This window comes from Psychroserpens sp. Hel_I_66 (genome assembly GCF_000799465.1).
Lineage (GTDB): Bacteria > Bacteroidota > Bacteroidia > Flavobacteriales > Flavobacteriaceae > Psychroserpens.
Genome location: NZ_JUGU01000001.1, coordinates 1,820,603 through 1,833,108, shown reverse-complemented (window position 1 = coordinate 1,833,108; position 12,506 = coordinate 1,820,603). Strand labels below are relative to the sequence as shown.

General features: G+C 29.3%; 11 protein-coding genes. All 11 read left to right on the top strand.

Annotated features, from left to right (window positions below):
* Positions 1 to 28 precede the first annotated feature (28 nt).
* The 11 genes from GQ40_RS08350 to GQ40_RS08305 all read left to right on the top strand — a co-directional run bounded on the left by GQ40_RS08350 (position 29) and on the right by GQ40_RS08305 (position 12,396).
* Entirely contained in the window at positions 29 to 706 is a 678-nt protein-coding gene (locus tag GQ40_RS08350) for a LytR/AlgR family response regulator transcription factor (protein ID WP_197052660.1), read from the top strand.
* 212 nt (positions 707 to 918) lie between these two features.
* Positions 919 to 1,074 (top strand): hypothetical protein, encoded by a 156-nt coding sequence (locus GQ40_RS17590; RefSeq protein WP_156115555.1) that lies wholly within the window; start codon positions 919 to 921, stop codon positions 1,072 to 1,074.
* 84 nt (positions 1,075 to 1,158) lie between these two features.
* Positions 1,159 to 3,192, top strand: a complete 2,034-nt coding sequence (locus GQ40_RS08345) for an ATP-binding protein (RefSeq protein ID WP_047547447.1) — start codon at positions 1,159 to 1,161, stop codon at positions 3,190 to 3,192.
* 11 nt (positions 3,193 to 3,203) lie between these two features.
* On the top strand, positions 3,204 to 3,884 hold the full coding sequence (locus GQ40_RS08340) for a response regulator (RefSeq protein ID WP_047547445.1): 681 nt from the start codon (positions 3,204 to 3,206) through the stop codon (positions 3,882 to 3,884).
* Between the two features lie 527 nt (positions 3,885 to 4,411).
* Positions 4,412 to 4,636 carry a hypothetical protein gene (locus GQ40_RS08335; RefSeq protein ID WP_047547443.1) on the top strand — a complete coding sequence of 75 codons (225 nt, stop codon included), beginning with the start codon at positions 4,412 to 4,414 and terminating at the stop codon, positions 4,634 to 4,636.
* 134 nt (positions 4,637 to 4,770) lie between these two features.
* Positions 4,771 to 5,334 carry a hypothetical protein gene (locus GQ40_RS08330; protein ID WP_047547441.1) on the top strand — a complete coding sequence of 188 codons (564 nt, stop codon included), beginning with the start codon at positions 4,771 to 4,773 and terminating at the stop codon, positions 5,332 to 5,334.
* 4 nt (positions 5,335 to 5,338) lie between these two features.
* A complete protein-coding gene (locus tag GQ40_RS08325; RefSeq protein WP_047547439.1) occupies positions 5,339 to 6,214 on the top strand; it encodes a hypothetical protein in 876 nt (291 codons plus the stop codon).
* Positions 6,215 to 6,224: 10 nt separating this feature from the next.
* Entirely contained in the window at positions 6,225 to 7,721 is a 1,497-nt protein-coding gene (locus tag GQ40_RS08320) for a S41 family peptidase (protein WP_047547436.1), read from the top strand.
* Positions 7,722 to 7,730: 9 nt separating this feature from the next.
* Positions 7,731 to 10,109, top strand: coding sequence for an outer membrane beta-barrel family protein (locus GQ40_RS08315; RefSeq protein ID WP_047547434.1), 2,379 nt, complete (start codon positions 7,731 to 7,733; stop codon positions 10,107 to 10,109).
* Between the two features lie 39 nt (positions 10,110 to 10,148).
* A complete protein-coding gene (locus GQ40_RS08310) occupies positions 10,149 to 10,514 on the top strand; it encodes a DCC1-like thiol-disulfide oxidoreductase family protein (protein ID WP_047547433.1) in 366 nt (121 codons plus the stop codon).
* 211 nt (positions 10,515 to 10,725) lie between these two features.
* A complete protein-coding gene (locus tag GQ40_RS08305) occupies positions 10,726 to 12,396 on the top strand; it encodes a type I restriction-modification system subunit M (RefSeq protein ID WP_047547431.1) in 1,671 nt (556 codons plus the stop codon).
* The last annotated feature ends 110 nt before the right edge of the window (positions 12,397 to 12,506 follow it).

The window sequence follows — 12,506 nt, the reverse complement described above, 5'->3', positions numbered from 1 at the left end:
AATTGATAATGATAAAAACGCTGTTGGTTTGATAAAAACTGTAGGTCATGATTTTTCTGAATTTTCTTTTAGAGATACAGATGAAGATCAAGATTGCGCTTTGAATATTATTTTAAAAGAAAAACCAGATCTTATTATAATTAATATTGAATCTTCTAACATAAATTTTTTAGAGTTTCTTTTTGAAATTCATAAGCTATGTGAGAAAAAACCTTATTTCATATCAACATCAAATTTAAAAGACCATGCGTTTGATTCTTACAGATATGATTTTTTAGATTTCATTCTTAAGCCATTGAGCGAACTCTCAATAAGAAAAAGCTTATTGAAATTCTTAAAAAGAAACCCAATTGTTCAAATAGAGACGATTTGTTTAAAATCATACAAGGACTATCAATATTTAAATATTGATGACATTCTTTACTTAAAGGCTGATAATAATACTACTGATTTTCATATGTGCGATGGAAGATTGATTGGAGCCTATAAAACTTTAAAAGTTTTTGAAAATTCACTGCCTAAAACATTTTTTAGAATACATAAGAGCTACATAATAAATAAAAAATGTATTTCAAGAATTCATTATGGAAAATCTGTTTGCATTTTAAATAATGAGCATGAGATTCCTTTCACAAAAACATTCATATCGAACATAGATTTAATCAACATTGAGTTGTCAAAAAACACAATGATTACTTTAAATTAATTTCCCTATCAAAAAGTAGTGTTTCACTCACAGACACCCATAGTTCACTATAAGTGTGGTTTAATTCTAGCTAACTCTTAACAAGCTAACTAATTTAGCCTTTGAATATTCAAACGTTCGATAAAAAAAACGTAAACAATTGTGCACAATTTTAATCAACTGAGCTATATAAATAGCTCAGATAACCATTATTAATACTAAAATTTTGTAACATGAAAAATCTAAAAATTTTATTTTCCTTAATAGTACTTTTAATATTAGTAGTCTCCTGTACTCCTCAAGCATTAGATGATGAGCAAAATAATATTACTGATAATATTCATTCAACTGGGGATGATGATGCAGTTGATGACGGAAGCAAAGATTAAAATCATTAATATATTATGATTAGATTAGCCTTTAATAATTTTATTAAAGGCTTTTTAATAGATTTGTCTTTAACATTTTAATTTTTGAAGTTTAATCGAAGATACCTACTCTTATTAACAATAGCTATTAATCTTTTTTTTCTATCATGTTTTGATAAAAAAGATAGTGGTATAGAAAAAGATGTTATAAAATTGAGAGACAGTGTTAACGTTTTGATGTCATCTTCAAAGAATAATTCCTACTCAATTTTAGAGAGGAAAAATTTCTTAAATAAATCTTATAATCTCATCAAATCTTCAGAAATAGATACTTTATTAGTAAGGAATCTAAGTGTATTAGCCTATCAAAATTTAAAATTTGGAGATACTTTATTATTTATGGAACGTAATAAAGAGGTGCTGCATATAGCGGAGAAAATAAAGGATTCTTTTGCTTTAGGCGATATACATTGGAATTTTGCTAGTTATTATAATAAAAAGCATGTTTTTGATAGCGCTTACTATCACTTTTATTTAGCTCATGAGTTTTTTGATAAAAGCAATTTTATTTTTGAGTCTGCAAAAACTCAGTATGGAATGGCTTATATAAAAGGTATATATAAGGACTATTCAGGAAGTGAAGTTTTAACTTTTAAAGCCATAAATAAATTCAAAAAAATTGAAGATAATGAATCTCTTTTTTCATGCTATAATCATTTAGGTGCACTTCAAAATGATATTTATGAATACGATAAGTCCTTGTTTTATTACAACAAGTCCTTAGGGTATTTAGATAAAATAGAAAGTAGCGAAATACAGCATGGAGCAATTCAAAACAATATTGGAAACACTTATTTAAAAAAAGGAGAATACTCTAAAGCTATAGAACATTTTAAAGTAGTATTAAATATAAATAATATTAGATCTAAAAATCCTAGCCATTATGCCAGGGTTTTAAGTAATAAGGCTTTTGCGGAACTTTTAAATAGAGATACAATTAATGTAGAAAGCACTCTACTAGAATCCCTTAAAATAAGGGACAGTTTAAAAAATAAGGGCGGAATTATAATTAGTAAAATTCACTTATCTCATTTTTATGACTATAAAAAAGATGTAGTAAAAGCTATCGAATATGCTACTGAAGCAAATATTCTAGCAAATGAAATTAAAAATAGTAGAGATTACTTAGAGAGTTTGATGTTGTTATCAAATATCGATACAGTAAATTCTTCCAAGTATTATAGAAGATACATACAATTTAATGACAGTATACAAATGATGGATCGTAAAATTCAGAATAAGTTTACGAGAATAGCATATGAAACTGATGAATATATTGAAGAAACAAAACGTTTAACAAAGCAAAACATATGGATTTTAATATCTAGTTTTGGATTAATTTCAATACTTGTTTTATTGTATTTAATTAAAATTCAAAAAACAAAAAATGAAAAATTATTATTGGAGAACGAGGAGCAGAAAGCTAATGAGCAAATCTATTTAATAACTTTAAGACAGCAAGAAAAATTAGAAAAGGAAAAAATAAATGAAAGAAATAGAATTGCAGAAGAATTGCATGATGGAATTTTAGGAAAATTGTTTGGTACTAGAGTTGGTCTAGGATTTCTAGAAATTGAAGGCAATAAAAATTTAAAAGATCAGCATCAGTTGTTTTTGGAAGAATTACAGAACATAGAGAAAGAAATAAGGGAGGTCTCTCATAAGTTAAGCGATAACTTTGAAACCATCCAAATTAGTTTTACAACTATTATTAAACAACTTGTAGAAAATAAATCAAAATTAGGCAACTTCAAATATAGAGTTGAAATCAATGAAAATATTCATTGGGAAAATATTGATAAGATTATAAAGGTTAACCTTTATAGAATAATTCAAGAGGCATTACAGAATATTATAAAATATTCATTCTCTAAGAATGTCAATTTAATTTTTTTCTTTGCAGAAAACGAACTTACAGTAACCATAAGCGATGATGGCGTTGGATTTGATATAAGACATAAGAAAAAGGGTATAGGTTTAAAAAACATGAATTCAAGAGTTAAAAAGTTAAATGGTTCATTTGAAATTCATTCGCAAATTAATAAGGGGACATTAATTAAAATTATAATCCCTATATAATTCAGTAAAAAATGGAAAAGAAGTTTTCAGTATTAATAATTGATGATCATCCATTAATAATAGAAGCCTATAAAACAGCTTTTAATTATTATAGTAAAGAAAATGACTCCATTCTATTTCATATTCAAATTGCTCAAGATTGTGACAGTGCGATTGATTTAATTAATGATATCAAAAAGAAGAATAAAAGACTGGATATAGTTCTTTTGGATATCAAACTACCTCCGTCAAAAGATGGAAAAATTTTATCTGGAGAAGATATTGGATTAAAAATAAATCAAATATTGCCAGATACAAAAATCATAGTTTCTACAACGTTCAACGATAATTATCGTGTTCATAGTATTTTTAAAAGTATAGATCCTGATGGTTTTCTCGTTAAAAATGATTTAACCCCTAAAGAACTTATAAACACAATTCATACTGTAATAAATGATCCTCCTTATTATAGTAAAACTGTTATAAAATTACTTCGTAAACAAGTTGCTAACGACTTATTACTTGACAATATTGATAGGAAAATTCTTTATGAACTTTCTATTGGAACTAGAATGAAGGATATGCCTGATGTTCTACCTCTATCTATTGCAGGAGTAGAGAAAAGAAAAAGACATCTCAAATATATCTTTAATGTAGAGGGAAGTGATGATCGAGAATTACTTCAAATAGCTAAGAATAAAGGTTTTGTTTAAAATTTTAGTAAATATAATAAGTAAAAAGTAAGGTCTAGCCTTACTTTTTTTATTGAACGTCATAATAGTTGACGATGCTATTTCTCTAAATTTACTAAAGGGGAAATGTAGTAAAAAAAAAGAATGTTTTTATCGTTTGAAGTTTACTTAACAATCTCAGAATTTCAGCCGATTAAAGTCAAATAAAAATTGACTCTACTTGTCTTGATATTATAAATCCTAAATCATAATACTACAAGCCTTATTAATCATTTAGGATTGGCTGGATTTTTTACTAAAACTAATAATTATAATTCTCCTAAGCATTAATGAATCAAAAAAACTTAAGGTGAGAGCAACCTTGCGAAGAATCAAATAAAGAGGATTTGTGGAATTTGAGGATACAAAGTGAATTTATGTATTAAACTAAGTTTCCATTAATGGAAATTATTTTAAAAAGTAATATTCATGGGTATAAAAAATAAGTCGGACTAACCGAAACAGCGACTTTAAATTTCTGAAAGTAGGTCAATTTAAATTCTTTTATTATGAATGCTAAAATTTTATTTTACAGCCTTTTCGCTTTGATGTTTGCGGGATCAATTAGTTTGACGGAAATGGACAATTCTAAACTTGCAGATGTCGTAACTGTTGCATCAACAGTAAGTTCTGATGAACTTCGTTCACCAGCAGAAAAAAGAGAAGAAGGCTATGAGCTTCAAGAATCTCAAGCTGAGTATGATCTTCCAGATGCAATTACTACTGCTCCTTAATCATTATTAATTAGTATGAACACAATACGATTCAGAAATGTCGTGCTTAAATCGACATTAAAAATCGTCTTATGTAAATTTTTAAATAGCTGTATTTTTTAAACATACAGCTATTTATATTTTAAATTAAATAGATGAAGACATTATTGAAAATAGTAGAAAAATATTTGATATGCATTTTACTAATTATTGTTGCATTAATTCAATTATATAACTCCCAGTTTGACAGCTTAACACCATGGAAAGGCGGAGGCTTCGGAATGTTTTCTACTAATAAAAGAGCAAACATTACTGCTGTTGGATACACAAAGAACGGTGATTCTATATTAATCAATGTCATAGGAAGTAAGTACGATGTACCCATATCAAGAAGTTTTCTAACATCAACTAAAAATTACCCAAAAAGAAAAAAATTAGAGAAGTTGGGTGGTCTAATAGTTAACTCGTATCTCACTCCAAAAAAATTAGAAATTCCAGTCAATATTGATACTGTTAGTGCTCAAATAATAGATAATAATAAAAGTTTCTATAATTCAATTTATGTTCCCAAATATTATCAAAGTCAAAAAATAGCAGAAACCGAAAAAGCTATTGAAGTTGAGAGTGTAAAAATTACCTTATATGAAACGAATTTTTTCGAAAAAGACCTTTTGTTTAAAAAGCGATATGTTGATGAAATACTTGTAAAAAAATTATAAAAATATGTCAAATAGAGTTTTTTCATTTGTTCAAAAATTTAATATAGTCTCTAATTCTTCTTCTGAGGATTTAATTTTAAAGTTTTCACTAATACTTTTAGTTTTAGATGGGACTACAGGTTGGGGACTAGATATTTTTTTGAGAATTATATGTGTATTAATGTTAGCTTTTAATCAATATACTTCAAACAAATTTCTTTGGCTTTTAATTGCCTGTCTTTTGCTTTTTTTTAATGGTCTTCAGTTTTACAATATAGATAACCATAAAATTTTATTTGTTTATTGGATTTTATTGTTAACTGTATATATGTGGACAAATAAGGATATGGATTACATTAGATCTAATTCAAAATTGTTGATAGGTTTGGTGATGTTTTTTGCAGCTTTTCAAAAGCTTATTAATGAGTTCACAATGCCAGGATTTCTTCATGGTTGTTTTTTGTTTGACAGTAGGTTTATGTTAATCACTCATTTTATGATAGATACACCTTATCAAGAACTCATAAATAATAGAAATTCTACAGCCATATTAAATTTAATACCAATTAATAATAGCTCTGTAAGTCTAACTTCTTCAACCTATATGGGCACAATTCTTTATGCGTTTCAAATCTTCGGTTTGATATTTGAAGGTTTAGTAGCAATGCTTTTTTTATTCAGTAAAAGGAAAAGTGTTATAAAGGATATAGCTTTAATAATGTTTTGTATTGGGACTTATTTTATTTTTCCAGTAATTGGATTCAGTTCAATACTGCTCATCTTAGGAATCGCTCAGGCAAATGCTAAATTTAGAAAATATTATATTTTCACATTTGTACTTCTTCAATTTATAATGGTTCCATGGCAAGAATTAATCTTTTATTTTCAAAACTCTTTATAAAATTAAATATATGTGGAATCGCCCAATTTTATCAATCATACTTGTTAGTATCAGCTGTTTCCTTAGTTGCAGTTCAGAAAAGGATATTTGTAATCTCTCAAGTGAGGAGGCTATTTCGGAAATAGAAAAAATAGAGATTCTTCTTAACGATAATTCTCCTTATATGAATATTAATAATGTTAGAGTCAAAAAGGCATTAGATATTTTTATTGACAATCTTAATGAAAAGGATAAAATAAGCAAAAATGAGTTTTCAAATAAACTCAAATCAGTACTGGCAGAGTTGGGTGATAGACATTTTTTATTGGAATATCAGGGAGAATGTAATAAAGAAATTAAATATTACTTACCATTTTCTGTAGCTCCTTGGGAAGGTGATAAAGCAATAGCGCTAATTAAAAAGCCAAAAATTACGTTTTCTTATTTTCTAGATAATTATCCCTTATTAATAAGTATTAATGATCAAGAAATTGAAAGTTTTTTAAAAGAGAATGATCCCGAGAATAAACACGCACCTAATTTATCTAAGCAAGCTTTGGGTATAGAGAAATTGAATGAATTTCATAAAATCAAATCTGGTTTTAACGTAGATGATAAAATTAAATTCACTTTTTCTAGTATGGATTCCAAATCAGACACTACAATGGTTTTGAGTTTGACTGAATCCAAAAATAAGTGGCGGGACGTTAATAGTTTTTTGTCTTACAGCGAGGGTAATGAAAAAATAAATAGCTTACTGTTCAAAAAATATGAAAATGAAGTCGCTTATATTAAGATCCCAGAAATGTATAGTTATTCAAAAGATGAAGATTTTTTTAAATGGCTGAATCAAAAAATGGATACAGTAAGGGATTCTAATGCTTTGATTCTGGATCTTAGAAATAATTCTGGCGGAAATAGGGATTTAATAGATTTTTTTTCCAAATACTTCATAGCACCAAATAAGAATGTCATAGGTAATTTATCTCGATATAGAGGAAATGTATCACAAGACACAAAAGAGGGTCTTCAATCAAGGAACTTGTTCGCATATGATGTTTTTAAGGATGATGAGTCAAAACAAGCAATTGATAGTTTTTCACAAATTTTTAAGCCTGCTGTTGGAATAGATGAAAAACTTTATAGTGAATATTATTACATGGTAATGAGCAATAAGGATAATGGTAATTCTCATTACTTTAATTATCCTGTCTATATCATGACGAACGAAATGACTTTTAGCGCAGCAAGTGTTTTTGCTTCTTCATTCAAGTATTTAGATAATATAAATATTGTTGGTGTGTCTACAGATGGGGCAAGTGGTATGAAAAAAACATATGAACTTCCGAATTCGGAAATACGAATTACTATGTCTCACATGCTATCTTACCAAAAAGATGGAGAGTTATTTGATGGCACAGGAACAGCCCCTGATATTGAAATTAAAAGATCAGTAGATCAAATACTTGGTCTTGAAGATTTTCAATTAAAAAAATTATTAGAGATCATTAACAGTACCGAGCAATAGAAATCCTACATGAAAAATTTTAAAACAAATCTGTTATTTTTAATACTATTCTTAATTATAACAGGGAGGTCTTTTTCTCAAGATCAAATATATACCATTAAAGGAAATATAGTAGATAAAAACGAAGATGTAGCCATCGAAGGTGCATGGGTTTCAGTCTTAGATTTAAAAAGTAATTTGATAATTAAAAAAATTGAGACAACATCTGAAGGTGTATTTGAAATTGATTTTGAAAAAGGAAAATATCACCTTTCTTTTGGTTCTGAAAAACACCAAACTTTATTGTTGCAAGTAGATTATTCATATTTTAAAGACAGGATTTATGATATGGGGAGTGTGAAATTGGAGCCCCTTGCATATACTGAGTTAGATGAGGTTATGATCACAACGAAAGACTACCGAATAGAAAATGTTAGAGGTAAAAAAGTTTTTCATATTGGTTCAGGTTTAAAAGATGTTGCAGGTTCAATGTCAAACCTTTTAAGCTATTTGCCATCAGTATTCGTTGATATTGAAGGTAAGGTGCAGTTAAGGGGAAGAGAGCCTATAATTATGATAAACGGTAGAAAATCTAATTTATCCAAATCTGAGGCTTTGCAAATGTTGCCTAGTGATATGGTTAAAAAAATTGAGATAATTTCCAATCCATCGACTAGAGAAGGTGAGACGGAACCAATTATTAATATTATAACAGATAAAAAGAGAAAAGGACTTATAGGCGGTGTTAACCTAGCAGCGGGTGCTCCTTCGACCTATAAAGGAGGTTTGCATCTTGCTTTAAATAAAAAAAAATTCAGTGGCTACGGTTTATACGGGGCTAAAAAGGAGATTGATATAAAGAGTTTTTCAAATGAAATTTTAGAAAGTAATACTGAAAGTTTAAATTATTTGGAAAAAGAAAGTAGTGAGAATAATAAAAACAGTTTTAATCATTTTGGAGAAGTACAATATGAATATCTTCCAAATGAAAGAAGCGAATTGGTAGGAAGTGTATCAATATATTCAGATGATAATGAATTTGGATATACAGGTTTAAGAACAATTAGTGAAAACTCAGTTTCATCAGATGAAATAAATCAACTTAGTAATAATACAGTGAAAACATTTTCTGTATCTAAGGAAATTGAGTACGAAATTAAGTTAAATGATGAGAAAGATTTATTTAAGGCAGAATTAGAGTACGAATATGAAGAAAAGAAAAAAATTGAAAGTTTTTTCGAAAATTCTTCTTCTCTGGATGATACAACAACTTCAAGTTCTTTTGATAAATTTAAAGGAGATGAATTAAAAATTCAAACTCGCTATGATAAAACTTTAAAAAATGAGGCTTACTTTACGGTTGGTTATAGATTAGATAGAAATGTCGTTAATCAAAATCAAACATTTGAATCAAGTAATATAGAATCAGTTTTTCTTGATAATAATGTGAAATATACTCAATATGATAACACGGGATTTGTAGATTATTCTGATGAATTTAAAGGGGTTTATTATAATTTGGGTTTGAGGTTAAAAAATACTAATCGTATTCTTGAAGACGAAAGTGCAGATGAGAATGCCAAACGAAGTTTTTTAAACTTATTACCTACCATAAATTTAAGTTATGAATATGGTGAAAATAATGAGCTTAGTTTTAATTACTATACTTTGTTGAGTCAGCCAAGGCTAAGCTATTTAAATAACTTTAATACAAGTACAGATCTACAACGAGTAAGGGTGGGTAATTCAGATTTAGATCCCCAAATGACTCATGCTCTAGAATTTCAATTTTTTAAAGAGTTTGAAAATTCTACAGTGACAACAACCTTATACTCTAAATTTACAAAAGATATAATTCAATATATTTCAACTCTAGATGAAGATACTAACATTACTTTTTCAAGACCAGAAAATATTGGAAAAGCAAATACTTACGGAGTTGATTTTTCATATAGCTTAAACTCTCCAAAATGGTTGAATACAATAGTTAAGCTAAACGGTAAATTCGGAACTATTTCAGGAAACGATAGAAGATCAGACGAATTTTATTCTTTAAATACATCTTTGATAAATATTTTCAGACTAAAGTCTTACAAATTAGAATTTAGTTGGTTTTACAATGCTCCCCAGCAAATTAATTTTCAATTAAAAGAAGAGTCTAATCAATATTTTAAATTGGGTTTAAGTAAAAGAGTATTTGATAATAATGGGAATTTAGTATTATCTGTATTAGACCCCTTTAATACGGGTAGAAGAATTCAAAATATCAATGGTTCAAACTTTAGTTATAGAAATGAGTATGATCCAAATCAAAGGAGAATTTTTTTAAGTCTTTTTCTAAGGTTCAGTGCCAAAAGTAGATTTAGAAATACTGAAAAAGACATACCAGAAAAGGGAGTGCTTCAATAATTATAGCACATACAATTTTAGTTAAAAGTTAAAAGTGAAATGAAGAAACTCATAGTTTATTATGATGACTGGTGTCCTAACTGTACAAAATTTATGAAATTCATAAAAAAACTTGATTGGTTGTGTTTAATAAATTTTAAGAAATTAAGGGCATTTGATAAAAGTAATTCTTTAGACGTTAAGCAAGCAGAAAATAAAATGGCATCTACTGTAAATAATATTTCATGGAATTACGGTTATTCTTCAATCTATAAAATATTTATAAGAACACCTTTACTCTGGATTTTCTTCCCTTTTTTGATTTTTTTAAAAATAACAAGATTGGGTGATTTTTTATATAACGAGCTAGCTTTAAAAAGAAATATTATTCCAATGCACTGTGATGAGCATTGCAGCATAAAGTAATAAATGTTTGCTTCCTACAATTAAAATTACGGAAAACTTGTAATTATTTTTACTTTCCTTTTGATACTAGCACGCTTTTTCTATCTTTAAACTCTCCCGATAAAATTAATGAAACTATTGACATATTTAAGATGTTTATAAATAGTTGTTAGATGGCAATTATTTATAAGGATTTCCTGTGATAAAAAACATAATAAATTGAAATAATTTAATGCCGAAAAACCTAACCAAAGCCGACATCAATTTCGAGCAAGAACTCTGGAAAGCAGCTAACGAACTTCGTGGCGCAGTAGCAGAAAACCAGTATAAAGATTACATCTTACCACTTATATTCTTAAAGCATGTATCTGAACGTTACGAGTTACGACGCGATATGTTAAAAAACTTATTGAACGATCCAGAGTCTGAGTACTACACCCAGGACATCGAAGAACAAAACTATGTTTTGGAAGACCCAGACGAATACCTTTCTAAAAACAGCTACATCATCCCAAAAGAAGCCACTTGGCAATTCTTACAGAATAATGCAGAACAGGATAATATCAAGGTCTTAGTTGATGATGCTTTTGATATTCTGGATCAAACCCTTGCAACATATAGACCAGATTTAAAAGGCATCCTGCCACGCATCTTTGTAAAAAGCCAGTTAACAGCCAAACAAGTGGCAGGCTTAATCAACCTCTTAGCCAATCCTAAGCTATCCGAAAAAGAAAATCCAGATAGTGATATCCTAGGGCGTGTGTACGAATATTACATTGGCAAGTTCGCCATTGCCGAAGGCTCTGGCGCAGGACAATTCTTTACACCTGGTAGTATTGTGCGTTTATTGGTTGAAATAATTGAGCCTTACGAAGGTAAAATCTTTGATAACGCCTGCGGTTCTGGTGGTATGTTTGTGCAATCGCTTAAGTTTTTACAAGCGCATGGAGTCGACAAAAAGAATATTTCCATTTACGGACAAGAACGTTACGACGGTACGCTAAGACTTTGTAAAATGAACCTCGCCTTAAGAGACCTGTCTTTTGATGTGCGTTTGGGAGATTCACTCTTACAAGATAAGTTCCCAGACCTAAAGGCAGACTTCATCATTGTTAATCCACCCTTTAACGTCAGCCAATGGCACCCAGAGGATTTACCAGAAAATGACCCACGCTTATTTGGACCAAAAGAAGAGTTTACTACAGATGGCAGTGCCAACTATATGTGGATGCAAACCTTTTGGAGCCACCTTAGCGACAAAGGGACAGCAGCTGTAGTGATGGCAAACGGCGCCATGACCTCAAATAACAAAGGTGAAAAAAATGTACGCCAGCATATGGTAGACAACACTATGGTAGATTGTATTGTGCGCCTACCAGACAAACTCTTTTTAACTACGGGCATACCAGCCTGTATATTTATACTCAGTAAAAACCGAGATGGTAAAGATGGCATCCATCGCCAACGTACTAATGAAGTCTTGTTTATAGACACCTCTAAAATGGGGACTATGGAAAGTAGAAAGCTTCGCATCTTTTCCGATGAGGACATCCAAAAAGTCACCGACACCTACCACGCTTGGCGCAACATTAATAAGAACGGTCATTTCGAGGACGAAGAACCAAAAACGCTCGAGGAAGCTAAAAACAGAATTAATAATATTCTCAATACTTCCGGAGCTTACAAAGATGAACTTGGATTTTGTTACTCCGCTACAATTGGTGATATAGCCAAACAAGACTACAAACTCACACCAGGCATCTACGTAGGCACCGAAGCCATAGAAGACGACGGCATCCCCTTTGAAGATAAAATGGAAACTTTAAAAGCACAATTGCAAGAGCAGTTTGCCAAAGGCAATGAATTACAGCAACAGATTTTAGAGAATTTTGAAAAATTATAAGAGGAAATGTTCAACTTAACAAGTTGTTCATGTAACATGAACAGTTAATAAAAATGAACAAAAAATTTTTAAATCTATGATAATCAATAAATGTTCAATATATTTGAATG